The sequence below is a fragment of the Rothia sp. P5766 genome (assembly GCF_048513555.1).
Taxonomy (GTDB): Bacteria; Actinomycetota; Actinomycetes; order Actinomycetales; family Micrococcaceae; genus Rothia.
This window is the reverse complement of the sequence record NZ_JBLXXS010000004.1, coordinates 45,393-70,499: the sequence shown is the minus strand read 5'-3', so window position 1 is coordinate 70,499 and position 25,107 is coordinate 45,393. Positions and strand designations below refer to the sequence as shown.

24 protein-coding genes are annotated in these 25,107 nt (G+C 52.0%); 10 read left to right on the top strand and 14 right to left on the bottom strand.

Going from position 1 to position 25,107, the window contains the following annotated elements; genetic code table 11:
• Positions 1 to 39: 39 nt before the first annotated feature.
• Positions 40 to 1,125, top strand: a complete 1,086-nt coding sequence (locus ACN08V_RS03110) for a quinone-dependent dihydroorotate dehydrogenase (RefSeq protein ID WP_419104504.1) — start codon at positions 40 to 42, stop codon at positions 1,123 to 1,125.
• Positions 1,126 to 1,195: 70 nt separating this feature from the next.
• Here ACN08V_RS03110 and ACN08V_RS03105 read toward each other — a convergent pair whose 3' ends face one another.
• Complete coding sequence (locus ACN08V_RS03105) at positions 1,196 to 1,807, bottom strand: DUF3043 domain-containing protein (protein WP_419099691.1); 612 nt, start codon at positions 1,805 to 1,807, stop codon at positions 1,196 to 1,198.
• A gap of 56 nt (positions 1,808 to 1,863) precedes the next feature.
• On the opposite strand from ACN08V_RS03105, the gene ACN08V_RS03100 reads away from it, so the two are divergent.
• The 5 genes from ACN08V_RS03100 to ACN08V_RS03080 all read left to right on the top strand — a co-directional run bounded on the left by ACN08V_RS03100 (position 1,864) and on the right by ACN08V_RS03080 (position 6,910).
• Entirely contained in the window at positions 1,864 to 3,258 is a 1,395-nt protein-coding gene (locus ACN08V_RS03100; protein ID WP_419099692.1) for a M20/M25/M40 family metallo-hydrolase, read from the top strand.
• Positions 3,259 to 3,344: 86 nt separating this feature from the next.
• A complete protein-coding gene (locus ACN08V_RS03095) occupies positions 3,345 to 3,701 on the top strand; it encodes a HesB/IscA family protein (protein WP_419099693.1) in 357 nt (118 codons plus the stop codon).
• A gap of 217 nt (positions 3,702 to 3,918) precedes the next feature.
• Positions 3,919 to 4,788: a cytochrome c oxidase subunit II gene (gene coxB, locus ACN08V_RS03090; protein ID WP_419099694.1), complete on the top strand. Its 870-nt coding sequence runs from the start codon at positions 3,919 to 3,921 to the stop codon at positions 4,786 to 4,788.
• Positions 4,789 to 4,798: 10 nt separating this feature from the next.
• Entirely contained in the window at positions 4,799 to 6,499 is a 1,701-nt protein-coding gene (ctaD, locus tag ACN08V_RS03085; protein WP_419104503.1) for a cytochrome c oxidase subunit I, read from the top strand.
• 9 nt (positions 6,500 to 6,508) lie between these two features.
• Positions 6,509 to 6,910: a cytochrome c oxidase subunit 4 gene (locus ACN08V_RS03080; RefSeq protein WP_419099696.1), complete on the top strand. Its 402-nt coding sequence runs from the start codon at positions 6,509 to 6,511 to the stop codon at positions 6,908 to 6,910.
• Between the two features lie 797 nt (positions 6,911 to 7,707).
• On the opposite strand, the gene ACN08V_RS03075 is transcribed toward ACN08V_RS03080, so the two are convergent.
• Genes ACN08V_RS03075 through ACN08V_RS03060 form a run of 4 tightly spaced genes read right to left on the bottom strand, consistent with a single transcriptional unit; the run spans position 7,708 to position 11,996 of the window.
• The gene (locus ACN08V_RS03075; RefSeq protein WP_419104502.1) at positions 7,708 to 9,372 is read right to left on the bottom strand and encodes a cytochrome b; all 1,665 of its coding nucleotides are present in this window, start codon (positions 9,370 to 9,372) and stop codon (positions 7,708 to 7,710) included.
• A complete protein-coding gene (locus ACN08V_RS03070; RefSeq protein ID WP_419099698.1) occupies positions 9,372 to 10,460 on the bottom strand; it encodes a Rieske 2Fe-2S domain-containing protein in 1,089 nt (362 codons plus the stop codon). The genes ACN08V_RS03075 and ACN08V_RS03070 overlap by 1 nt, the downstream gene beginning before the upstream one ends.
• A 49-nt stretch (positions 10,461 to 10,509) precedes the next feature.
• Positions 10,510 to 11,304 (bottom strand): c-type cytochrome, encoded by a 795-nt coding sequence (locus tag ACN08V_RS03065; RefSeq protein WP_419099699.1) that lies wholly within the window; start codon positions 11,302 to 11,304, stop codon positions 10,510 to 10,512.
• Between the two features lie 53 nt (positions 11,305 to 11,357).
• Positions 11,358 to 11,996: a cytochrome c oxidase subunit 3 gene (locus ACN08V_RS03060; protein WP_419099700.1), complete on the bottom strand. Its 639-nt coding sequence runs from the start codon at positions 11,994 to 11,996 to the stop codon at positions 11,358 to 11,360.
• A 243-nt stretch (positions 11,997 to 12,239) separates the two neighbouring features.
• Here ACN08V_RS03060 and trpD point away from each other — a divergent pair, with 243 nt between their 5' ends.
• A complete protein-coding gene (gene trpD, locus ACN08V_RS03055; protein ID WP_419104501.1) occupies positions 12,240 to 13,280 on the top strand; it encodes an anthranilate phosphoribosyltransferase in 1,041 nt (346 codons plus the stop codon).
• A gap of 75 nt (positions 13,281 to 13,355) precedes the next feature.
• Here the strand turns inward: trpD and ACN08V_RS03050 are convergent, their stop codons facing one another.
• On the bottom strand, positions 13,356 to 13,739 hold the full coding sequence (locus ACN08V_RS03050) for a DUF3054 domain-containing protein (RefSeq protein ID WP_419104500.1): 384 nt from the start codon (positions 13,737 to 13,739) through the stop codon (positions 13,356 to 13,358).
• 242 nt (positions 13,740 to 13,981) lie between these two features.
• Between ACN08V_RS03050 and ACN08V_RS03045 the strand changes: the two genes are divergently transcribed.
• The 3 genes from ACN08V_RS03045 to ACN08V_RS03035 all read left to right on the top strand — a co-directional run bounded on the left by ACN08V_RS03045 (position 13,982) and on the right by ACN08V_RS03035 (position 16,051).
• Positions 13,982 to 14,425 carry an NfeD family protein gene (locus ACN08V_RS03045; protein ID WP_419104499.1) on the top strand — a complete coding sequence of 148 codons (444 nt, stop codon included), beginning with the start codon at positions 13,982 to 13,984 and terminating at the stop codon, positions 14,423 to 14,425.
• Between the two features lie 54 nt (positions 14,426 to 14,479).
• Positions 14,480 to 15,610 carry an SPFH domain-containing protein gene (locus tag ACN08V_RS03040; RefSeq protein ID WP_419099704.1) on the top strand — a complete coding sequence of 377 codons (1,131 nt, stop codon included), beginning with the start codon at positions 14,480 to 14,482 and terminating at the stop codon, positions 15,608 to 15,610.
• Between the two features lie 102 nt (positions 15,611 to 15,712).
• Positions 15,713 to 16,051 carry an RNA polymerase-binding protein RbpA gene (locus ACN08V_RS03035; RefSeq protein ID WP_419099705.1) on the top strand — a complete coding sequence of 113 codons (339 nt, stop codon included), beginning with the start codon at positions 15,713 to 15,715 and terminating at the stop codon, positions 16,049 to 16,051.
• Positions 16,052 to 16,137: 86 nt separating this feature from the next.
• Here ACN08V_RS03035 and ACN08V_RS03030 read toward each other — a convergent pair whose 3' ends face one another.
• The 8 genes from ACN08V_RS03030 to ACN08V_RS02995 form a co-directional block, all read right to left on the bottom strand.
• Positions 16,138 to 16,872 carry a polyprenol monophosphomannose synthase gene (locus ACN08V_RS03030; protein ID WP_419104498.1) on the bottom strand — a complete coding sequence of 245 codons (735 nt, stop codon included), beginning with the start codon at positions 16,870 to 16,872 and terminating at the stop codon, positions 16,138 to 16,140.
• An 82-nt stretch (positions 16,873 to 16,954) separates the two neighbouring features.
• Positions 16,955 to 18,028 carry a hypothetical protein gene (locus ACN08V_RS03025; RefSeq protein ID WP_419104497.1) on the bottom strand — a complete coding sequence of 358 codons (1,074 nt, stop codon included), beginning with the start codon at positions 18,026 to 18,028 and terminating at the stop codon, positions 16,955 to 16,957.
• A gap of 27 nt (positions 18,029 to 18,055) precedes the next feature.
• Positions 18,056 to 20,869: a DEAD/DEAH box helicase gene (locus tag ACN08V_RS03020; RefSeq protein ID WP_419104496.1), complete on the bottom strand. Its 2,814-nt coding sequence runs from the start codon at positions 20,867 to 20,869 to the stop codon at positions 18,056 to 18,058.
• A gap of 110 nt (positions 20,870 to 20,979) precedes the next feature.
• The gene (gene tatC, locus ACN08V_RS03015; protein WP_419104495.1) at positions 20,980 to 21,837 is read right to left on the bottom strand and encodes a twin-arginine translocase subunit TatC; all 858 of its coding nucleotides are present in this window, start codon (positions 21,835 to 21,837) and stop codon (positions 20,980 to 20,982) included.
• A 107-nt stretch (positions 21,838 to 21,944) separates the two neighbouring features.
• Positions 21,945 to 22,205, bottom strand: a complete 261-nt coding sequence (tatA, locus tag ACN08V_RS03010; protein ID WP_419099710.1) for a Sec-independent protein translocase subunit TatA — start codon at positions 22,203 to 22,205, stop codon at positions 21,945 to 21,947.
• A 5-nt stretch (positions 22,206 to 22,210) separates the two neighbouring features.
• Positions 22,211 to 22,462, bottom strand: coding sequence for a hypothetical protein (locus ACN08V_RS03005; protein ID WP_419099711.1), 252 nt, complete (start codon positions 22,460 to 22,462; stop codon positions 22,211 to 22,213).
• Between the two features lie 189 nt (positions 22,463 to 22,651).
• A complete protein-coding gene (locus ACN08V_RS03000) occupies positions 22,652 to 24,598 on the bottom strand; it encodes a helix-turn-helix transcriptional regulator (RefSeq protein ID WP_419104494.1) in 1,947 nt (648 codons plus the stop codon).
• A gap of 86 nt (positions 24,599 to 24,684) precedes the next feature.
• Positions 24,685 to 25,086 carry an FKBP-type peptidyl-prolyl cis-trans isomerase gene (locus ACN08V_RS02995; RefSeq protein ID WP_419099713.1) on the bottom strand — a complete coding sequence of 134 codons (402 nt, stop codon included), beginning with the start codon at positions 25,084 to 25,086 and terminating at the stop codon, positions 24,685 to 24,687.
• Positions 25,087 to 25,107: the final 21 nt, after the last annotated feature.

Here is a 25,107-nt window from a genome sequence, read left to right as displayed (position 1 = left end):
AATTGGCAGTTGTGATGCCCTAGCTGAAAGGGGTCCCCGATGCGGATCTACCCAACCCTGTTCAAGCTCTTTTTTAAACCGATGGACCCTGAAAAGGCCCACCATCTAGGTATGTGGGGTGTGAAGACCCTGCGAGCGACGGGTGTGACGCGGTGGGGTGGCAGGTTCTTCTCGCCTGACCCCTCTTTGTCCACGGAGGTCATGGGTATCCGGTTCCCATCTCCTTTTGGAATTGCCGCTGGTTTTGACAAGGGGGGTACGGCTATCGTAGCTCTGGGTAACTTGGGCTTTGGGCATGTCGAGATTGGCACCATCACAGGCCAGGCCCAACCTGGTAACCCTCAGCCACGATTATTCAGATTGCTTGAGGACCGTGCAATTGTTAACCGCATGGGCTTTAACAATAACGGTGCAGCAGACACTGGACCGAGGGTAGCTGCGGCTAGAGCTGACCTTGATGCCGAATACCGGGGTAAGGTACGTCCTGTTATTGGTATCAACATTGGTAAGACCAAGGTCGTTGAGTTGGACCAGGCCATTGAGGATTATCTGATCAGCACCCGTATTCTTGCGCCTCAGGCGGATTATCTTGCGGTTAATGTAAGTTCTCCCAATACTCCTGGGCTCAGGGATCTTCAGGCTATCGAAACCCTCGAGCCGCTTCTTGCCGCTGTGCGTGCTGAGGCCGATAGGGTAGTGCTAGGCCGACGAGTTCCTCTGGTCGTCAAGATTGCGCCTGACCTTGCCGATGAGGATATCAGAGACCTTGCCGCCATGGCTCTGCGCCTTGGCCTCGACGGCATTATCGCCACCAATACGACTATTGCTCGTGAGGGCTTGGAGCTGATAACCCCCATGGATAAGGTCATGGAACTCGGTGCTGGTGGCCTATCGGGGGAGCCACTCAAGCATCGTTCGCTTGAAGTTCTGAAGCTCTTGAAAGCAGAGGTAGGGGATAAGCTCGCGCTGATCTCTGTAGGCGGTGTAACAACTGCTCAGGATGTTGCTGAACGGCTAGATGCTGGGGCCGACCTGGTTCAGGGTTATACAGCCTTCATCTATCAGGGGCCGCTCTGGGCTGCGCACATCAACCGAGAGCTCCTCAAACTGAGGAAAGCTTCCTAGTCTCCAGCAGATACGATAAAGGGCCGCTACCGAGTGGTTAGCGGCCCTTCTCATGCGCCTGTGAGCTCTATTAGCTGGGGTAGTTTCCTCGTTCTACCTGCGGTTTAGGCAGGCGGAACCTACGAATCATCATGGTGCGGTTGAAAGCGTAAAGACCAGAACGAGGTTCAAGAGTGGTGAATTTTTCGGTTAGCTTTTTCTTGAGCTTGCGCCACATGATGAAGTAATCGAGGATCCACAGCAGAAGCATTGCCCACATGAGTAGAGCGGTTAAATGCTGTGTAGCGGGAACTATCAATCCGATAATGAAAATCAACAGGATGACAATCAGCATAAAATCACCTACGTTGAAACGGGCATCAACGTAGTCACGAATGTAGCGACGCTGGGGGCCACGATCGTTAACCGGGAGGTAGCGTTCATCCCCGGTCTGAAGGGCCTGTTGCTGCTTAGCCCGGAATTCACGCTCTGCGGCGCGCTGAGCCTCTTTCGCGGCCTTCCGGTCAGCGGGAACGAGAGGGTTCTTACGCGCAGCTTCACGTTCCTTACGTGATGGGGTAGGGCGTCCCTTCGGTGGCGTGTATTTTGCGGGCTTGTTATCTTTGTCGCTTGCGGCGGGGGGAGCGGAGTCAATTGCTGCGGCATCCGCTGTTTCTACTGATTTCTTATTTCGTCCAAACACCCCTTAAGAATAGCAAGTTGTTCAAAGTTATAGTGGCTCGGCGTATTCTGGGATACATGACAACAACATGTTTTAATTTTTCGGCACGTGATGAACTAGCTCGCTTCATTGATGAGCGATTCGAGCAATATGTCCAGGAGCTGACAGAACTAGTAGCTATTCCTTCGGTGGCTTGGGAATCTTTTGATTTGGATGAAGTTGCTCGGAGCGCTCAGAAGGTTCAGGAGCTTGCGCTTGACGCTGGCTTTGACTCGGCAGAGGTTCTGACAGCTACCTATGGTAAGGGGCAGCAGGGCATGCCCGCAGTTCTAGCTTCGAAGTCTGCCGCCCCGGGCTACCCCACTTTTGTTCTCTACGCCCACCACGATGTCCAACCTGCCGGTGATCTCGAACTCTGGGAGACAGAACCTTTTAAGGCTCAGCAAAAGGGGGATAGACTTTTTGGGCGTGGGGCAGCCGATGACAAGGCTGGAGTTATCGCCCATCTGGCCGCTTTTAGAGCTGTGAAAGCAGTCTTGGGCGATGATTTTAGAGCCGGCGTCACCCTCTTTATTGAAGGTGAAGAAGAAGCGGGTTCACCCAGTTTCGATAGTTTCATTGCAACTTACCGTGAGAAGCTCTCAGGTGACTATATTGTCGTGGCAGACTCAGCCAACTGGCGGGCAGGAGTTCCTGCTCTCACGGTGGGTCTGCGAGGTGTTGCAAGCGGTGATATCTCGGTGAAGGTTAGTGACCATGCCGTTCACTCAGGGGTATTCGGTGGGCCCCTTCTCGACGCGAATACGGTTCTTATTCAGTTGCTTGCCACCCTCCATGACCCTCAAGGTTCGGTTGCAGTTGAAGGTTTAATCTCTTCCCCTGAACTTGAGGTTGAATATTCTGAAGAAGATTTTAGGGCGGATTCGGGTATCGTCAAGTCGATGAAACTTGCTGGTAAGGGCTCTATTACTTCACGCCTGTGGTCCCAGCCGGCTATTTCAGTCATCGGCATGGACATCACTCCTGTATCTGAAGCAGCCAATACTCTTGCGGCGACTGCTAAAGCAAGGATTAGCGTTCGTCTTGCGCCAGGCCAGGACCCAGCAGCTGCTCACTCTGCTTTGGCACGACACTGTGCAGAAAATAACCTGTTTGGGGCTGAGATTACATACAGTGCTGTAGATTCTGGACGCCCGTATAAGGGTGAAGTTGATGGTGACGGTGCTCAGCTCGCGCTGGCATCCTTCGCCCAAGCCTGGGGGGTGGAACCCGTTAAAACCGGCTTAGGAGGGTCCATTCCTTTTATCGCGACACTCACTGAGGTTTTCCCCAGCGCCCAGATTCTCATCACAGGTATTGAAGACCCCGACACTCGGGCCCACAGCGCCAATGAGTCGCTCTTTTTGCCAGACTTCAAAAAAGCCATCCTGGCTGAAGCGCTGATGATTTCCTCCCAATGTCTTGACTGCTAACAGTTGACCGGCCTGCGAACAGGTCGCCCAAAATTTAATAAAGGCGTAAGATAAAGGCAAATTAGTCGAATGAAAGGATTCATGGAATGACTGAAACAGTTTCCACGGAACTTCCCACCCACGGTGTCAATCTCACGGAGGTTGCTGCTGACAAAGTCCGCAGCTTGCTCGAGCAGGAGGGGCGCACTGATTTAAGACTGCGCATCGCAGTTCAACCCGGCGGTTGCTCTGGTCTGATTTACCAGCTCTATTTTGACGAGCGAGTTCTTGATGGCGATGCTGTCCGTGACTTCGATGGGGTAGAGGTTATCGTGGACCGCATGAGCGTGCCTTATCTTGATGGTTCAACTATCGATTTTGAAGACACTATTCAGAAGCAGGGCTTCTCCATCGATAACCCTAACGCTCAGGGATCATGTGCTTGTGGAGATTCTTTCCACTAAGTCTTGCTTGTTTACCAGGAGGGGCACACCGTGGGTGCGCCCCTCTTTCTGCTTTTAATAGTGAAATACTTGTGAAATGACACGTTGCTTAGGTGACAGATTGTCACTTTTTACGCCCATTTGAGGGTAAGCTCGTAATGAAAGATTTAACACCTGGATTCTTGCTGTCCATACACAGCACCGGGTGGCACGCACATCGCTACAGGAAGGGCCGTCTGTGAGTTCGCAGCATCGAACCAGCAGCAAGGGGCTGAAGGGCAAGGCACTTGTCCTTGCCACAGCAGCTTCTGCGCTGCTCTTGACCGGTTGTTCAGAACAGGCAAAGGTGGGCTGGCTGCCCACCAGGCGTGGTGTTACCGATAACGCAAATACCATCATGGAGCTCTGGATTGGTGCCTGGATCGCTGCACTGGCAGTTGGTCTGGTCACCTGGGGTCTCATGATTTGGTGCCTTATCGCCTACCGTCGCCGCAAGTACGAAACCGGTTATCCTCGCCAGGTGAGCTATCACCTTCCCCTGGAAATTTTCTACACCGCAATCCCCATCATCTTGATTGTCAGCTTCTTCACCTTCTCCGATAAAGCGGAGCGTGAGATTACTGCTCCCAAGTCGGATGTTGCTGACGTAACTATTGAGGTTTACGGTAAGCAGTGGTCCTGGGACTTCAACTACATCGACGAAAATGTCTACTTTGCTGGTGTTCAGGCTCGCCTGGATAAGGAAGGCCAGGTAGGAGTTGAGGAAACACTCCCCACTCTCTACCTGCCCGTGGATTCAACCGTGGACATTCAGCTTAAGTCTCATGATGTCGTTCACTCATTCTGGGTCCCCGCCTTCCTTGAGAAGCGCGACACCATCCCCGGTATGACTAACCACATGTACTTCACCACCGGTAGCGAGCCTGGCACCTACCAGGGTAAGTGCGCCGAACTCTGTGGGGAATACCACTCAGAGATGCTGTTCAACGTAAAGGTAGTCAGCCAGAAAGACTACGACGCTTACATCCAGTCACTGAGGGATTCCGGTCAAGAAGGCCGCCTCGGTGATGAGCAAAACCGTAACCCTAACATGAACACCAACCAGTAAGAGGTGACCCGTGACTACTCTTGAGTACTCAGCGGAGACAACCGGTAGTGTTGTTCCGCGGGTGGTTCCCAAGTCAAAGGGACGCATCATCGTCAATTGCCTGACTTCCACCGACCACAAAACAATCGGGTACATGTACCTGATTGCAGCATTTATTTTCTTCTGCTTAGCCGGTGTCATGGCTCTACTCATGCGCCTTGAGCTTTACTCACCCGGTATGCAGCTCTTGCAGACTAAGGAACAGTTCAACCAGCTGTTTACCATGCACGGCACGCTCATGCTGCTGATGTTTGGCACGCCTCTGTTCACTGGTTTCGCAAACGTACTGGTTCCGCTTCATATCGGTGCCCCTGACGTTGCTTTCCCTCGTTTGAACTCCCTGGCCTTCTGGTTCTTCCTGTTTGGATCTTTGGTAGCTATTGCAGGCTTCCTGACGCCTCAGGGCGCTGCTTCGTTCGGCTGGTTTGCTTATGCACCTCTGAACAGCACCACCTACAGCCCTAGCGTAGGTGGCGATCTCTGGATCTTTGGCCTGGCACTGCAGGGCTTCGGTACCATCATGGGTGGCGTCAACTTCTTGACAACCATTCTGTGCATGCGTGCCCCCGGTATGACGATGTGGCGTATGTCGGTGTTCACCTGGACCACACTGATTACCGCAATTCTCATCATCATGATCTTCCCGCCGCTTGCATCTGCTCTGTTTGCGCTCGGCATGGATCGTCGCCTCGGTGGCCACATCTTTGACCCTGAAAACGGTGGTGCCGTTCTCTGGCAGCACCTGTTCTGGTTCTTCGGTCACCCTGAGGTTTACGTTCTGGCACTGCCTTTCTTTGGCATTGTCTCTGAAATTATCCCGGTATTCTCTCGTAAGCCGATTTTTGGTTACAAGGGCCTGATTTTCGCAACCATTACCATCGCCGCTCTCTCTGTTACCGTGTGGGCTCACCACATGTACGTTACTGGCGCTGTCATGTTGCCCTTCTTCTCCTTCATGACCATGCTGATTGGTATCCCCACCGGTGTTAAATTCTTCAACTGGATTGGCACTATGTGGCAGGGGTCAATTACCTTCGAAACCCCTATGCTCTGGGTTGTTGGCTTCCTGATTACCTTCCTCTTCGGCGGTATCACCGGTATTATCCTGGCCACCCCTCCGCTGGACTTCCACCTGTCGGATTCTTACTTCGTGGTTGCTCACTTCCACTACGTAATTTTCGGTACCTTGGTGTTCGGCATGTTTGCTGCTCTCTACTTCTGGTGGCCTAAGTTTACTGGCAAGATGCTCAATGAACGTCTGGGAAAGATTCACTTCTGGTTGCTGTTCATTGGCTTCCACACCACCTTCCTCGTTCAGCACTGGCTGGGCGTTGATGGCATGCCTCGTCGTTACGCCGACTACATGCCTGAGGATGGTTTCACCTGGATGAACCAGCTTTCAACTTTTGGCTCAATGATTCTTGCTGTCTCCATGATCCCTTGGTTCTGGAATGTCTTTACAACTGCTCGCTCAGGCAGGCGTGTTGAGGTCGATGACCCTTGGGGCTTTGGAGGTTCCTTGGAGTGGGCAACTTCTTGCCCGCCTCCACGCCATAACTTTACGGCTCTACCCCGTATCCGTTCAGAACGCCCGGCGCTGGATCTTCATCATCCCGAGCTATCAACCAATCACGATATTGCTGCGGCTGCCCGCCAGGCTACCGAGCGATAGGAGACATGCGTGAAACTTCTAGGTAATATTTTTGGGCTGATCGGTGTCTTCCTCATTCCTGTCGGTATCGTCTATGGTGTGATGACTGACTTCACTGAGTGGGCTGGCTTCCCGGCCATCCTGGCTACTGCGGTCATGTGCTTGTTCCTGTGGTTCTTCCTCAAGTTCACAGATAAGCGGCATCCCGATATGCCCTATGAAAACCTTGAGGGTGAGATTGCAGATGGCGCTGGTGACTATGGTTTCTACTCACCGTGGTCATGGTGGCCTCTCTTCATCGGCGCTGCTTGCACCATTGTTGTAGTCGGTCTGGCAATTGACTGGTGGATTGTTCTCCTGGCCATTCCTTTTGCCGCTACCGCTGTTATTGGTTGGGTCTATGAGTACAACCGTGGCGATCACGCTCACTAAGGGCCAATAGGTCATAAAAGTAAGGCGGAGCCCATATCTGAAAAGATATGGGCTCCGCTTTTATGTGTTTGGTACTTTCCTGTCGGGGGGAGTAGTGATGGTAGCTGGCTTGAAAATCTAGCGGGAGAGCGCTGATGAGAAGGTTTGATTCCCTGCAAGTGGTGTATTGAAGCCATGTTAAATCTGTGCGAGGTTGCCGGTGCGCCTGGGGGCAAGTTCCCCCCCCTGTATTGTTTGGTTTTTCTTTTTACCTTCTGGGGGTACGGAGTCCTTAGCTCTTAGCTTCAATTGATTAGAGTTTTATGACTACCTTTCGCCAGATAGAGCTGGTTGTCTAGCCGTATGGGCCTATCTAGTAGGGGCGAATTGAAAACCTCGCTAAGGGGCTCCAACTCTAGTGCAATCCTATGCAGGAGGCTTTTTGCATGATCACCAGGCTAAGCGACGCCCAGAACAGCCCAGAACAGCCCAGAACAGCCCAGAACAGCCCAGAACAGCCCAGAACAGCCCAGAAGGCATCTTCGCGCCCAAGGAGCTTGTGTGGCAGCAAGACACACCGTCTCTAACACAAACTGTTTTTCAAACAGATCACTCATGATCCGAGCACTAAGGTTTGCGCCCATCTATTGAGCTTCCAGTATCGGTTCCAGGCCTAGGGGAGTAGCAGGGATTATACCCACAATAAGCCCCTTGAGGCAGACCAGCAGAGAAAGCTCGTCCGCTACAGATTAAACCGCTTTAAACAAATGTGGGGCATCCGCATAAGCGGATGCCCCACACCTAACTACAACCTATATTTACTTTTCGATTGATTCTGCAGAGCTAGCAGTCACAGCATGATCGCCGTGATGCTCATGGTGAGCAGCTTCTAGTTCTGTGGGGGTGACGGCAAGAACGCGGTCTTCGAACCAAATCTTTGAGATGCCTGAACGCAACTTCTCAATCGAGCTGATCTTACCCTTCTTATTGGGCTGAGCAGGAATTGGCGCAGGTGACTCAAAGGAAACCAGCTCGTAGCGGCGGTATTCATCAATAGGCTTGTGAACCTCAATGAACTCGCCGTGGGGCAGCTGAACAACCTTACCTGTTTCAACACCATGCAGAACCAGCTCACGGTCTTTACGCTGAAGCGACAGGCAAATGCGCTGAGTGAGCAGGAACCCAATAATGGGGCCCAGGACAAAGGAGGCACGCAACCAATAGGCCACATCGTTGAGTGAGACATGGAAATGGGTTGCAATGAGGTCCGAGCTTGCAGCAATCATGAGGGATGAGTAGGCAGTAATACCAGCTACACCACAAGCAGTTCTGAACGGGGCATTCCGGGGGCGATCAAGGATGTTGTGAACACGATCGTCTTTGGTAACCCAGCGTTCAATCCAGGGCCAGAAGACCATGGCCATCATGACGGAACCAGCCATCAAGGCAAAGGGGAGAAGAACATTGAGAACCCAGGTTCCACCAAGGAACTCAAACTCCCAGGGCCAGGGCCAGACCCCGGGCCACAGGCGAAGAGCGCCATCGCCGAAGCCGACATACCAGTCAGGCTGGGTTCCTGCCTGTACAGGTGAGGGATCGTAGGGGCCGTAGTTCCAGATAGCGTTGATGGTAAAGGTCGCACCCAGGAAGGCAATGATACCGAAAACGATGAAGAAGAAACCGCCAGCCTTTGCTGCATAAACAGGACCGACAGGGAAGCCAACGACATTGTTTTCAGTCCGGCCAGGCCCAGGGTACTGGGTGTGCTTATGAAGTACAACCATGAACATGTGAATGGCAACCAGCAAGAGGAGCATAGCTGGGATGATCATGATGTGCAGGCTGTAAAGTCGACCTATTACGGCATCGCCGGGGAACTCTCCACCGAAGAAGAAAAGAGAGATGTAAGTACCAACCAGAGGTATGGACTTGAAGATACCGTCGATGATCCTCAAACCATTGCCCGAAAGAACATCGTCAGGCAAGGAGTAGCCGGTAAAGCCTGCGAGAATGCCGATGATCAGCAGGACAGTTCCTATAACCCAGTTTAGTTCACGGGGGCGTCGGAAGGCGCCGGTGAAAAAGACACGTAGCATGTGTACTGACATAGCCATCATAAACATCAGAGCCGCCCAGTGGTGGATCTGACGCATGAGGAGTCCACCGCGGATATCAAAGGAGATATCCAGGGCAGAGGCGTAGGCTGCAGACATGTGCGTGCCCTTCATGGGCACATAGGAACCATCGTAGGTTACGGAGACCATGGTGGGGTTGAAAAAGAAGGTCAGAAAGGTTCCCGAAATAATCAGGATTACTAGGCTGTAAAGGGCAACCTCACCGAACATAAATGACCAGTGATCTGGGAAGATCTTACGGCCGAACTCCTTGATGATGCCGGAGGCACCAACCCGCTGGTCGACATATTGAGCGATCTTTCCCGTTGAGGTTTTTGCCTTGTAGTCATTTTGCAATGAAGTAGACATTACGCTTCACCTGCCATTTCCTTGATTTGCTGTGCGCGTTCCCAGTAGCCGGGGCCTACGGGTTCATGGAAATCGCTTTGAGCGATTAGGTAGCCTTCTTCATCAACTGCGATGGGCAGCTGAGGTAGGGCGTGACCTGCCGGACCGAATACAACCTCGCACTCATTTGCCGCATCGAAGGTCGACTGGTGGCAGGGGCAGAGTAGATGATGGGTCCGCTGTTCATAGAGCGCGATAGGGCAGCCGACGTGCGTACAAACCTTTGAGTAGGCAATAATGCCATCGACGTTCCAGTCCTCGCGGCCCGGGGACACGTTGAGCTCGTCAGGATCTAGGCGCATCAGTAGCACTACTGCTTTTGCCTTCTCTTCAAGATATCCATTTTCATGAGAAAGGCTTGACAGGGTCTCAGGCAGTACGTGGTAGGCGGAGCCTAGAGTGACATCGGAAGCCTTGATAGGCGTACCCGAGGGGTCACGCACAAGGCGAACGCCCTTATCCCACAGTGTGTACTTCAGTACTGAAGGATCAGCCGGGCCCAAGTCCCGGAACAGGGTGACGAATGTCAGGGGAGCGAGGATTACAGAGCCGATGAGTGTGTTTCGCAGAAGCGGGCGTCGTTTGATGCCTGATTCCTCGATCACAGTTTCAACGATTTCCTGTGCCTCAGCTCGATCCTCTTCAGAGGTGACTGCATGACGCTCTTCGACCATTTCATGGTCGGGCATGAGCGAGCGTGCCCAGTGGACGATACCGATGCCGATACCGAACATGGCAAATGCGATACCTAGACCCAGCAGGAGGTTCTGCAGGCGAAGCATGTTGTTTGCTTCGGGGTTCATGACATCGTAGAAGTTGCCGGTTACCTCAATCCCGAAGTAGCCGAACCAAAAGAGCAGTGAACCCAGCATTGAGATGACGAATAGTAGAACTACCTGTCGCTCAGCACCTTTAGCTTTTTTGGGATCGACGTCGGTGAGTCGCGGAGCATGCGGGGGAAGCCCCGGGTTGGGGAACTTCTCCTTACTTGCCTCTTGAGAGGTAACTACGGCAGCATTTTCGTGTGCGCCGTCACTATGGTTTCCCATGTGTTGCCTCAAATCTTCCTTAGTACGAAATTAATGTGTGTGCGTGAGCTTATGCAGCTCGTGAAGTTAGCCAGAGGGTAAAAGCAATAACAATGACCAGGCCAAGTGTCCAGATGAGCAGACCCTCGGATACCGGGCCGAGTGAGCCAAGCTTGAAACCGCCAACAGATGCGTTAACTTCCTGAGACTTCAGGTAAGTAATGACATCGCGCTTTTCTTCAGGGGTGATGTTTGCATCGTTAAATACAGGCATGTTTTGAGGGCCAGTTTCCATGGCCTCGTAGATATGCTGCTCGGATACGCCCATCAGGGTAGGTGCAAACTTACCGCGGGTTAGAGCACCACCAACGCCTGCAGCGTTGTGGCACATTGCGCAGTTAGCAAGGAACACCTTTGAACCGTTAGCTGCATCGCCCTGCGATACGTCCAGGTATTCAGCTTCGGGGATAGTGGGGCCAGCACCCAGCGAAGCTACGTAAGCAGCAAGCTGCTTGGTCTGCTTTTCATTAAACTGGCCAGGCTTCATTTGAGCCTGCACGCCCTGCATCTGCATAGGCATACGACCTGTGCCGACCTGGAAGTCAACGGCTGCAGCGCCAACACCAATCAGGCTGGGTCCGTCAACAGAACCCTCGGCGTTTGTGCCGTGGCAGGTAGCGCAGTTAGCCAAAAACAGCTTCTGCCCAGCATCAATATCATCACTGGTGTAAGTCGTGCTTGTTGCAGCCTGTGCTTCGTTGGTAGCCGTTGCAACAGAGTACAGGCCTCCAGAAAGAATCAGCGCGAGAGCAAGCAAGACGAGAGCTGCAAGCGGATGGCGTCGCTTTTGAGAAAGTGCCTTCACGTCGTTGTTCCTTAGTGTGTGTGCTATTTGGGATTATTTTTAGCGGTTACCGGTTACTTGAGGAAGTAGACAACAAGGAACAGAACGATCCAGACGACGTCTACAAAGTGCCAGTAGTAAGAAACAACGATTGCTGAAGTTGCTTCGTAATGACCAAAACGCTTTGCTACATAAGCACGGCCAATGATGAGCAAAAATGCGATAAGGCCGCCGGTAACGTGTAGCGCGTGGAAACCGGTGGTGATGTAGAAAGCTGAACCGTAGGCGCTTGAAGCGATGGTCATGCCTTCAGCTACGAGATTTGCGTATTCGAAGGCCTGAACAGAAACGAAGAAGGCGCCCATGATGAAGGTCAAGAGGAACCATTCAACCATGCCCCATTCGCGGATGTTGAAAAGTGATCCGGTACGACGGGGCTTGAGCTGTTCAGCTTTAAATACACCAAACTGGCAGGTAACAGAACTCAAGACCAACACGATGGTGTTGGCAAGAGCTAGCGGGACTTCAAGGTGCACGGAGTTCTCGGCCCAAATATCGGGTCGAGATGCACGCAGAGTGAAGTACATTGCGAACAGGCCGGCAAAAAACATGACCTCAGAAGCGAGCCAAACAACGGTGCCTACAGCTACCTGGTTGGGTCGATTAAGAGTGGCATGAGCCGACTTACTTGGAGTATGGGTTGCAGTTGTCACATAGACATTATGTCTGTAAAACAGCCCTTGAACCAATAGGAGAGGGGGTTTAGGGGTAGGTGTGTTGTAAATCTTGCGCTTGCCCCTGCATTTCTGGGGCTTTCATCACGAGATATCAGACACACTGTCTGTAAAACTCGCGTAACCATGCCGCATCAGAGAGCCTCACAGCTTCTATTTACCTGTTCCTTAATCCATAGAGGATAGAAGGCTTAGCTAGCTGATATACGTAGAATAAGGAGCATGACACCCAATATCACCTGGAAACAGATACTCACCAAGCTCATAGCCCATCAAGAGCTTGAACCGTTTGAAGTTGCTTGGGCCATGGATCAGATGATGGAGGGTGAAACTCCAGAAGGCATACTGGCTGCATTTCTTATTGGACTTCACGTTAAAGGCGAGACTTCTGCAGAGCTTAATGCTTTAGCGGAGGGAATGCTTGATAAGGCTCGCCCCATTGAAATCACCCACAAGGCAGTTGATATTGTAGGAACCGGTGGCGATCAACAAAATACCGTCAATATATCCACTATGGCCTCGTTAGTTGTGGCAGGTTCCGGTATTCCGGTTATCAAGCATGGCAACAGGGCATCATCTTCAATGAGCGGAAGCGCGGATGTGCTCTCCGAGCTTGGTATAAATCTAGACCTTAAGATTAAGGATGTTGCAGGAGCCTTGGATTCGGCTGGTATTACATTCTTATTCGCACAGGTATTTCACCCATCAATGCGTTACCTAGCACCCGTTAGGCGGGCACTCGGGGTTCCGTGCGCATTCAACTATCTAGGCCCCATGACCAATCCCGCAAAAGTGCGGTCTTCTGCTATTGGTGTTTCCAACCAGGCTATGGCCCAGAAGATGGCCCAGGTCTTTGCCAATCGCGGCAATCATGCGCTTATTTTTAGGGGCGGAGACGGCCTCGATGAAATTACTATTACAGGTAAGTCCTACGGTTTTGAAGCCGTCGATGGGGGAGTGAAGCCCCTAGAAATCGATCCCACTGAATTTGGTTTCAAGCTTGGCAGACTGGAAGATCTACGAGGTGGTAACGCAAAATATAACGCTCAGGTAGTACGTGAGACACTGGGCGGACACCCCGGGCCAATCCTGGATGCCGTTATTCTCAATGCAGCAGCGGGAATCGTTGCCTTCCATAAAGTAGACGATCAACCCTTCAGCCAGCGATTCGAAGCTGCACTAGAGCAAGCCAGGGAGTCTATTGGATCAGGCAAAGCCACTGATACTCTCGATCGCTGGATTTCTTATAGCCAGGCCCAGTAGAGCAAGAGCCAGGCCCAGTAGAGCAAGAGCAAGGCCCCGAGTGTAACTCGGGGCCTTGCTGCTGTGCGCCTGAGTCTATTGCTTGCGGCGCAGAGCCAGCAAAACACAGCGCCAACCAACTAAAAATAGGAGAAGTGTAACCGCTGAAACGATGATAAAGGGTGTTGCGGCGGTGTCTCCAAACGAGAGGCGCAATCCAAGGCCCAAGACCAAGGTGGTTACCCAGAGCATGAAGCCTTCTAAAATAAGGGGCAGTTGCCTGCGGGTTTTGACAGCCCAAACACCAACATGACCAGCAAGCACGGCCAGCACAAAAGGCAGGGCGGTTACCGGGAGTTTACTCAGGGTTTCCTGATGGCTGGTCAAACCAATCGCAACGAAAATAAGAACCAAGACAAAATCAATTCCGAGCCGAGTTAGCTGAGAAAAATATTTACCTGAATTGACAGAACTTAACATGGTTACCACTGTAACCTATCAAGCTATCTCAAAGCTGAGGAAGTCGGTGCAGGGCAGGGTCTAGGTCACCCAGGGGAGCTTTTCAAGCTTTACTTTACATAATGTATATTATCGGCTCTATGAAAACATCAATTTGAACCCTAACTTCAGTCAATTTTCGGCGTCATGTTACGCACGACTGTTGGTATCCTTCCAGGTTTTGAGGAGAATAGAAGGACTATAGGTAACGCAGGAGAAAATACATGATCGAGTGGTTTGCTGAGCATCTATGGGCCTTCTGGCTCTTGGTTGCAATCCTTCTGGCTATCATTGAAATCCTCATGCTGGATTTCGTTTTTCTCATGATGGCTATTTCTGCACTTACTGCTGCAGGTCTTTCGCCTTTCCTTGATTCATTTGTAGGCCAAGTTGTCCTATTTGCCCTCGTGAGTATTGGCTTACTCCTTGGGCTTCGGCCTCCGCTGATTCGGAAGTTCCACCAGAGCTCACCAGATACGCCGATGAACACAGCAGGCTTGGTTGGCGCCCAGGCCCTAATAACCCAGACAGTCACTACCGACAGCGGGCTTGCAATGATTTATGGCGATATTTGGACCGCGCGCCCGGCTTCAGCAGAAAAGATTCTACCTGAGGGCTCTAAAGCAACTGTTACAGAAATTCGGGGCGCCACAGCATATTTATCTTAAGAAAGTTTCATTAAACACTAGCTAACAATTAAACCTTTACTGGAAGGTAAGAAATTGACTGCACCACTACTCACAACGGGCTTCATCCTGACGGCCCTCGTTGTCCTCGTACTCATTATTCTTCTTAAAGCTGTCCGCATTATTCCGCAGGCACGCGCTGGGATTGTTGAAAGGCTGGGCAAATATCACACGACCCTTACCCCCGGTTTCCATGTCACCGTCCCTTTTATCGATCGTGTCTTACCCCTGATCGACCTGCGTGAACAGGTTGTCTCTTTCCCCTCGCAGTCAGTCATTACCGAAGATAATCTGGTTGTAGGTATCGACACCGTTGTCTACTTCCAGGTAACCGACCCCAAGGCAGCAACCTACGAAATCACCAACTACATCCACGCTGTCGATGAGCTCACCAGCGCCACCCTCCGTAACGTCGTTGGCGGGCTCAACCTTGAACAAACACTGACTTCGCGAGACAAAATCAACGCTGAGCTCCGTGGAGTACTTGATAACACCACCGGACGCTGGGGCATCCGCGTCTCCCGTGTTGACATCAAAGAGATTCAGCCCCCTCACTCCATTCAGGACTCCATGGAAAAGCAGATGCGCGCTGAGCGTGATCGCCGCGCTGCAATTCTGACCGCTGAAGGTCAGAAGCAGTCACAGATTCTGACTGCTGAAGGTGATTCCCGCGCTGCAATTCTACGAGCCGAAGGCGCCAAGCAGTCACAGATTCTGACCGCCGAGGGCGATGCCAAGGCAGCTATTCTGCGTGCAGACGGTGAAGCCCAGGCTATTCAGAAGGTCTTCCGTGCAATTCATGCTTCAAACCCCAGCCAGAAACTCCTGACTTACCAGTACCTCCAGACCCTGCCCAAGCTAGCCGAGGGCGATGCAAACAAGCTGTGGTTTATCCCCACTGAGCTGGGGGATGCACTCCGTGGAATCGGTAAGGCATTCAACCCTGATGCCGGGAACGATCAAGACACTGCGACAGCTGAAGAAGAGGGAGCTACTCCCCCATCTTCACCATTGATTGACACCCCGGTTATTAAGGTCACCCCGGAGGATCTTAACCCCAATCTGGATAAGCTCGACAGCGGCCTGGACGATGTTATCGATGAGATTTCACAGGATGGAGCAGAATCATCTCTTGGCGCAACCGATATACCTAACGCTTCACACTAAACGGAAGCTATAATGGATACTCGGTCTGTTGGTTTCTAGCCGGTCTATAGGGGCGGTTAGAAACCAACAAACAATTAAGATCACCGTTCTTGGAGGAAAAAAATGAGCGATCGCAGCCTGCGCGGTATGCGCCTGGGTTCACAATCCATGGAAACCGAATCAGGTGTGGAGCCCGCTCCTCGCCAGCGCGTTGAGTACCGCACTGAAAACGGTGAGCGTGTTTTCGTTACTTTTTCACAGGAAGCCGAGATTCCCGCGACCTGGACTGCTAAGTCAGGCAAAGAAGCGCACCTAGTTTCTGGTGACGGCAAAGTTGAAGAAAGTGCTGATAAGCCCATTAGGACTCACTGGGATATGCTCCTTGAGCGTCGCAGCGTAGAAGAGTTAGAAGAAACTCTGCAACGGCGTCTTGACGTCTACAGAGAGCGTCACTCCCTATAAATAGATTTCTTCTCAAGATGAGGAAGGGCCCCACCGGGTAAGTTCGGTGGGGCCCTTCTCATCTTTATTCCGTGAAAAGCTCTTCCTTATTTCTTGATAAGTTTGCGGATACGCTCAGCCCTGGCAGTCAGACCCCAGCGGGTTACCTTAGTCATTGAGTCAAGGATGATGTTACCGTCCATCTTAGAGCTACCGATTTCTCGTTCCACGAAGGTGATAGGAACCTCAACAATTTTAAGCCCGGCTTGCTCGGAGCGCCAGGCCAGGTCAACCTGGAAAACATAACCTTTAGAGTCAATCCCCTCAAGGTTAAGACCTTTCAGAGCCCCGCTCTTATAGGCGCGATAACCTGCTGTGATGTCTTTGATTTTGGTACCCAGAATCAAACGGGTGTACATGTTTGCACCCCGTGAGAGAATCTGCCGGTGCGCCGGCCAGTTCTTGGTCTTTCCGCCGGGAACGTAGCGGGACCCAATAGCTAAATCTGCGCCCTGCTCAATGGCTCGCAGAAGGAGAGGAAGCTGTTCAGGCTGGTGGGAGCAATCAGCGTCCATTTCGATTAGGACGTCATACCCTGCTTCAAGGCCCCAGGCAAAACCGGCTAGGTATGCCCCACCCAGCCCGTCCTTTACTGTGCGGTGCAGGACCTTGATCTGGTGATCTTTCTCGGCCATGGAGTCAGCTAGGTCACCGGTGCCATCGGGGCTACTATCATCGACGACGAGGACATCGCAGGCAGGTACAGCAGCGCGAAGGCGCTCCACCACCATGGGAAGGTTTTCCTTCTCATTGTAGGTTGGGATAATAGTCAAAACTCGCATGCGGTCTCCTTATGCTGGCCTGCGGAACAGGTCGGTTACTTGAACCAGTCTCTCATTGTATCCTTTATTGAGTTCCACCGGGTTACAAAATACCTCTCATCGATTTGTTACCCTTATCCAATTTTTGTCCGGAGTTATACAGTGCTACGAGTTCAGGGCGAGAGACATCATCAGCTAATACAGGTAGCAGGGGTGTTCGCGCGCGGGGATCTGTGCTCCAGGCAGAAATTCTTGAGTCCGGGGTCTGCACCATCAGTTCAGTAACTTTCCACAGCGCACAGTGTGCGGGTGCCCCCGGCACTAACTGCCCACACCAAGGATTATTCTCTCCCTGCGCCCGATAGACCGCGCGAGTCATAGACTGAAAAGCCGCACGCGCAGACACAGCCGTGTCATCTTGCTCAGGGTTAACCGCACGGTTCATTAATTCCCAGCCCAGGGCAAAAGGTGGTCTTAGCGGGTCAGAGCCCAGCACAGCCGATGCTCCAGCCGACAGAGCATGGCTATAGGAATTATGGGATTGGTCAAAGTCTGATGAGAACCCAAGGCTGACATTGAGGTCTTTTGCACGCTCAATCAGGGACATATCCAATGACTGGAGCCCACCCAGGCAGGGGCTAATCCTCATACGGGCCAGCGAATCCATGCCAGCGAGCTTATCCAGAAATTCTTCGGCAACCGAGTCATCTGCGGGTACGGCAACCAGGTTGAGTCGGTGAGACGTAGCAAATTCGAGGGCCTGAGCCGTAGCTTCAGCTGAATCCAGGCAGTAGATACCCTTGACTGCAGGGTCTGGGTGCTGCCCGGTGTTGAGCTTACTAGCTGGTAGGTAATACCTCACCCTTGTTGCTGGGCTCTGTTCAAACCTGCCTGTTGAATCAGTTAGCATCACATTTGCTGAAATGTACCCGGCTTGAGTCAAGGTATCGAGCAAGTCAGCAACCTGATCAGGTTCTGCGCTCAAGGCCGCAAGGGCAAAAGCCGGGGCCAGCAGGTTACCGCTCAAATCAGTGCACCGCATGGAGGGGTCCAAAATAGAGCGAGCACCAGCATCTTGCCCAACCCATTCCACATTCCCTTGGGCCACAACCATGGCAGTAGCAAAAGGATCTGCCGGGCTGTAGACCGAACCGTTCAGAAATACCTGTGTGCTCATTGTGAGCGTTCCTTTCTGTTCGATGTCCTAGAACTGGGTTGCAACGACGCCTCGCCGCAAAAGGTTAATTGCAGCCTCGCATTGGGTGCGAAGCTGTGGATCTGTACTCGATACGTGGGCAATCTGGTCAAGACTATCAATAACCTGTTTAGTCCACCTGACAAAGTCACCCGCAGCGAGGTCCGACTGTGACAGGGTTCGATCCAGGTTGCGGCCGCGTGCCCACTGATAAATTGGCCAGACCATACCGAAATCGGGTGATGAGGTCTGTGGTAGTTGATGAAGTTTTTCTGCATCGTTGAGAGTGCTCCAATGTTTCAGGACCTTCATGAGGGCCTCTTCAACTCCCGAGGATGGATAGCGAGACAGTAGCCCGAATTCTTCTCGTTTAGCTTCGTAGACTAAGGATGACACAACAGCGGCAGTTGCTGCTGGGTCTAGCCCCTGCAAGAAACCGTCTTCAAGGCACAGAGAGGTCAGAAGGTCTTTCTCACCGTAGATGCGACGCAGTGATGCGCCACGAGAGGTCAGTGTATGCTCACCAGTATTGAAATCGACATAACCAAAGTCGGCAAGAAGCAGCGTGATGCGCTCAAAGACCTGGGCAATTGTATTGGTACGTCTTTGAATTTGGCGGCGGAGCCCATCTGTCTCCCGCGATAGCTTGTACCATCGTTCGGCCCACCGGGCGTGGTTTTCTCGCTCTGAACAACCGTGGCAGGGGTGATTACGCAATGAGCTACGCAAGCTATCGATTGCCTGTGACTCTCCGGTATCGCGTTCACTAAAGTATTTTTTCTGTGAGCCTTTACGCGCGGGTAATTCATGGTAGAGAGCCTCGCGAACTCTTGAGGCCATATCACGGCGTTCCTTGGGGGTCTTGCCCGTAAACTTCTTGGATACCTTGATCTTGGAGATAGGTAGGATAGGGCCATCGAGATCACGCGGATCAAGGCGCCTTAGCTGAGCTTTGAGGGTCAGGATTGAAGGCCTGGGGTTCTCCAAAGATTCTGCCCGCGAGAGTACCACAGCTGGTCCTGCGTTCCGGCCCTCGGGAATCTCGATGATATCGCCAGGAAGCAAATCAAGAATCGAGGCGATGGCCTGTGACTGCTGCAGGCGTGAGCGGCCCTTGGCAGCTTTCTTTTCACGCTCAGAAAGCTCCCGCCTCAACGATGCGTATTCGGTAAAATCACCCAGGTGGCATGTCATGGCTTCCTCAAAACCTGCAAGAGCTTTCTCGTTCTTGCGCACCCGCTGGGCAATACCTACAACTGACTTATCTGCCTGGTATTGGGCAAACGAACTTTCAAGAATCTTCTTTGTACGTTCCGCACCAAACTGGGCAAGCAGGTTAGCACTCATATTGTAGGTCGGTTTGAAGGACGAATTGAGAGGATAGGTGCGCTTTGAGGCCAGGCCAGCTACCTGTTGAGGTTCCAGACCAGGACGCCACAGGACAACAGCGTGACCCTCAATATCGATCCCTCGACGGCCTGCCCTTCCTGTCAGCTGGGTGTACTCCCCCGGCGTAATATCGACATGGGTTTCACCATTAAATTTGGTGAGCTTTTCTAAGACCACAGAGCGGGCAGGCATATTGATCCCCAAAGCCAAAGTCTCAGTTGCGAACACCATGCGGATGAGCCCCTGAGAAAAGAGCGTTTCCACGACTTCCTTGAAGACAGGTAGCAGGCCAGCATGGTGTGCAGCCACCCCTCGGGTAAGTCCCTCTCGCCACTCGTAGAAGCCAAGAACAGCAAGATCCGATGTATCAAGAGATGACGTTGCCTCTGCGATGTATGCGCGAATTGTTTGAGCTTCAGAATCGGTCGTCAGCCTAACATCGGCGTCAATGCACTGAGATACGGCCGCATCGCAACCGGCCCTTGAAAAAATAAAACAGATACCGGGTAGCAGACCGTCACGGTCCAAAGCCCGAATCATCTGCGGGCGAGAAACTCTCTGAGGCCTTATATCCTCAGCGCTGTGTCGTGTTTTTTCCCACCCTTCTTCATATTTACCCCGCCGTCCCCTGCCCAAGCGGGAAAAAGACTTTTCTTGCCGCCCGCTCCTAGAACGCGGCCTACGGCTCAGCTTCACCAGCTCAGGATTAACAGCCGGAATTTCAGCAGAGTTGGCAGCATCCTCAACTGTAGTCTCTCCGATGAACAAGTCCAGGAGCTGTTTGCCCACCATCACATGCTGCCACAGCGGCACTGGGCGGTGTTCGGACACAACGATATCGGTGCTCCCGCGCACCATGTCGAGCCAGGCCCCAAACTCTTCTGCGTTAGAGATAGTTGCCGAGAGAGCGATGACAGAGATGTGTTCCGGTAGGTGGATAATAACTTCTTCCCAGACAGCGCCCCGCGAGCGGTCAGCTAGGTAGTGAACCTCGTCCATAACGACATACCCGAGATTCTGAAGGGTCGCCGACCCAGCATAGAGCATGTTACGGAGAACCTCGGTGGTCATCACAAGGATGTCCGCCTCAGAATTGATGGAGGTGTCACCTGTCAGCAGGCCCACAGCCTCATGACCATAAAGGTCAACAAGGTCATGGTACTTCTGATTACTCAGTGCCTTAATGGGGGTTGTGTAAAAAGCCTTTTTGCCCTGTTTCAAGGCTAAATAGATAGCAAATTCGCCAACAATAGTCTTGCCGGCACCTGTTGGGGCTGCAACCAGCACTCCCCTACCATTTTCAACCGAGGTGCAGGCCTCACGCTGAAAACTATCGAGGGGGAATTCTAAGGTCTGTTCGAATCTGTGCAGGACCGTACGTGATTGAGCAGCGCGCTCCTGTGAGCGAAGATATTGTTCAGCATAGCTAGCCATACAGTCCATCTTAGAGGGACCGGAGGCCACTCAGGGTTCCTACGGCCAGTTTCGGCCTAAGGCGGATAAGCAAAAACCCCGGTAAACAAACTACCGGGGTCTACTTAAAACTAGAGATTTTCTCGACCAAGCCGCTCAAGTTCTTCAGCGCTAGTTGCTCGGCTAAGTTGATCGTGTGCCAGGCCCTCTGCAAGCTTGGCGTTCCTCCGATCCCTGCGCTTGTCATTGAGCATGGAAATGCCAATGGCCACAAAGAAGAAAAAGAGTAGAGGAAGCATTAGGTAGAGCATAGACATGATGTCGTTACCGGGAGCCGCAATAGCTGCCAGCAAGCCAACAACCACAACAACCCAACGCCAAGACTTGAGAATAGTTTTGCCCCGAATCAAGCCAATAAAGTTTAGACCAACCAAGACAACTGGAAGGACAAATGATAAACCGAAAACAAGCAGGAACTTAACCACAAAACCGACATAGACATCGGCTGTAAAAAAATTAGTAGCCCCATCTGGGCTGAACATGGTCAAGGTTTCAACCGCTGTAGGCAAAACCCACCAGGCCAGCGCCGTGCCTAGCAGAAACATCGGAATGGCTGTAAAGACAAAACTCAGGGTGTAGAGTTTTTCCTTGCGGTAGAGGGCCGGTGTGATGAAAGCCCACAGCTGATAAATCCAGACGGGGCTGGCAATAACTAGACCAATGTACAGCGATACCCTCACTAGCTGATCAAAAGGTGAGGTAGCAGTCGCGTAGTTGAGCGCAGCTGTCCGACCGCTTTCAATATTGATTGCATAGACAGGAGCACTAATAGCTTCCATGAAAGGCTGATAGAGGAAAAAACCTGCCACAGCACAGATAATGGTCGCGATGCCCGCTTTAATGAGCCGGGAACGGAACTCACGGAAGTGCTCACTCAGGGCCATGGTTGCCTGAGGGTTGTTCTTCCGGTTATGTTTTTTCGCCATCATAGCCTTCTGCTATTTCAGTGGAACCCCACAAACCCGCACCCACTAATCCTGGGTACGGGCTGTGATATTTACTCAAAAACGCTCAAAAGAACCAAGGAGTCTCTAACTTAGAGGCCCTTGTTCTGATCAGTGTTGGTGGGGTTATTGATAACTTCGCCCGAAACTACGTCATCAGTAGTAGATCCGGCAACTGTGGTGTTATCTTTCTTAGAATCCTTCTTGAGACCATCGACCTCTGACTTGAAGATGCGCATCGACTGACCCAGGCTACGAGCCATGCCGGGGAGCTTGGGAGCACCGAAAAGCAGAATAATGATGATAGCGAGAATAAGGAGGTGGCCAGGATGAGAAGCGAGATTACCAAACACGTTCGTCACCTTTCTTGGAGACGTTTAAGGTCTCCCATGAGTTGGGGCTGACCGAGTTCGCTGCGGCGTTGAGTGCGACGCTGGGCGCGGTCGAGCGTTCGAGTATTTTTGCCCTGGACATAATCCGAATATGCCGCTCTGACAGGTGTGAAGAAAGCCGGCGAAGTAGTTTTATCCACCGAACCGACAACCCTTGCCTGCCCTAGCTGGCTATTGATATCGTTCTCCCATTCCTGGGCCGCATCAATAGCCTGCATTGCCTTCTTGAAGACACGGTACAAAAGCCAGGCTAGTACACCAAGGGAGCACACAACCAGTGCACTCCATAGGACTATCCAAAACCACCAAGGCATACCCCTCATTATATATGCCAATCACCAAGAGAGAGCAGGACATTTAGCTCTAGGCTTGCAGTGATTCTTTGTACACTCATCTATGGCAGATACTCAGCTTTTACCCATACCCGTGGTTTCTATATGACTTACCAGTTCCTTTTGTATTTTCACTGGTGAGAGCACAAATACGGTTGGCCCAAGCTCAACCAGAAAATCAAAGAACCACGACATATAAACCACTGATAGGCGATAAAAAAGCCCTTGGGATGTTTCAGCGACTTCCCGCGAATATCTATTGAGCAAGGCAACAGATTTCTCCCGGTGGCCACCTGAGATATCTGAGGGAAGAACAAGTTCAATCTCTTGCCCAGCACCCTTACTACCCACGAGCTCTCTGAGCCACTCGCGTGGAGAGCTGCTATCACTTTCAGGCTGGTGTTCGTAGACTTGCCCCAAAGCTAAACGACTTTCAAGAATCGAGCCAAGAGAGAAATTTCTATATTCCCTGGCAGTTCGGCACCAGGCCTTAACATATTTTGGCCCGTTATCGATAACCAGGCTCACCGGCTCAATCGTTCTGCTACTTGTGCCCTTACGCGAGCGATAAGTGATATTTAAAGGAACACGGTGCTCCAGAGCATACGCCAGCTCAGCATCGATATCCGCCTGATAAACAGCAACACGATTCTGAAGGGACTTACTCCCCCTCTGATCATCATTGCCCAGCGCTGACCAGAGCTTAAACTTCAGGAGCGAATACACTTTGCTGGCTTCTGAACTCGCAATCAGCTCAAGCGCCAGGACTAGAACCAGAGATTCAGCTTCCGTGAGCCTTACACCTGAGGTAATCAACGGCCGCCCAGAAGCTGTAACAAACCCGTCGCTCCTGATCTCCACCTCCAGAGAATCATAGTTCAAACTGTAGGAGAGATTCTCAAGCTCTGTACGGATCTTTCGCTCCGGCATATCAAAGAAATCTGCGATCTCTGCAAGGTACATACCCTCTTTCTCAGACACCAGGTTCACCATCAGAAGCAATCTGACCAACTGCTCTGAAGCGCTTTCACGAGAACGCTGTGGCGCAATGGGCTTCCACTCTTTTGGGTTGGACGGCGAAGTAAGCTGCGGAGTCTGCCGGTGCCAAGCCAACAGCTCTGAACGCAACTGCTCTTCTGCTCGAGCTACCTCAGCCTGGTACCCGGTATCTATTGTTGCCCCAACAGAGTAGCTAGCTATCTCACCCACCATGTGGGTCCTGCCTTGTGCAAGAGCGCTACGTGCAGATTCAAGGACCCCAAACGACGGTGAGACAAGAACCTGCTGAACCTCTGAATCTGCGCCATCATCGCTGAGGGGCACCGTCAGGACATGTGGAGTTTCTGCCGAACTTAGCTGCTCCAGCACCTCTATCATGCTAAATCCTGCCGGTGGCAGCGGCCCTTCAAGAGCAAGAACCTTGACATCGCTCATACGATCAAGCCTAAAGAGGCGCCGCTCCCTACGATCAGCATCCCAACCTGTCACATACCAGTGCCCGAAACGCAAACCCAAGCCCCAGCAGAATAATTTTCGGCTCTCGGACGACGCCCCGTAGGAAAAACTAACGCCCTTGCCTTCTGCCAAGGACGTAAGGCACTCTGATAAACCAGGCCCCGCCGTAAAGCGTGCCACTTCCCCAGAATCCTCCTGGATACCATAGCCAGTTAAAGTCCCAAGTTTAAGCAAAGCTGAACGCACCTGACGTTCAAGGTCGGTTCCCTCCCAGGCACGAGCACAGCGATTCAAAACAGCACAATCAATCAAAGAGAAACTAACCGGCGCAGCAGGAACCCTCCGCTCAACACGGTAGATAAAACCCGACTCAACCGATGGATCACGCTCAGCGACCAAGCTGATACCCAAAGCACGTAAAACCTGTTTATCTCTCTCAAAAGTTCTTTCAAAAGCCGCGAGCGTTCCTAAACTACGATAGCCCGGTACACGCCACCTAATTTCTTCACGTTCAACACCCCGGGGCATAGCAGAAAGCACTTCTAAGAGCGCTAATGAACGTTCCACAGCTTTTGAAGTCACATATACAAAGATAGCCCCCGGACTGAGCTGTCCGGGGGCTAAACACAGATTTTTACTGAACCTGTTAGGCCTTACCGCTTGGTGACATCGACCAGATCAACAACAAAAATCAGTGACTCATTGGGGCCAATTGCAGCACCGGCACCGCGCTCGCCATAGGCCATATCGCTAGGAATCTCCAGACGACGGCGTCCACCAACCTTCATGCCAAGCAGGCCCTGGTCCCAACCGCGAATAACCATACCAACACCTACCTGAAAGCGGAGCGGTTCCCCTCGACCCCACGAGGCATCAAATTCTTCACCGGTGGAAAAGGCAACACCAACATAATGCGCAGAAACTGTGTCACCGGGTTCGACGATATCGCCGGCACCCTCAATTTCATCGATGATAACGAGCTCTTCGGGCACGCCACCTTCCGGAAAATCAATTTCTGGCTTAGTGCGATCAAGTTTGCGCTGACCAAAAGACATAAGATTATTACCCTTCTAAAG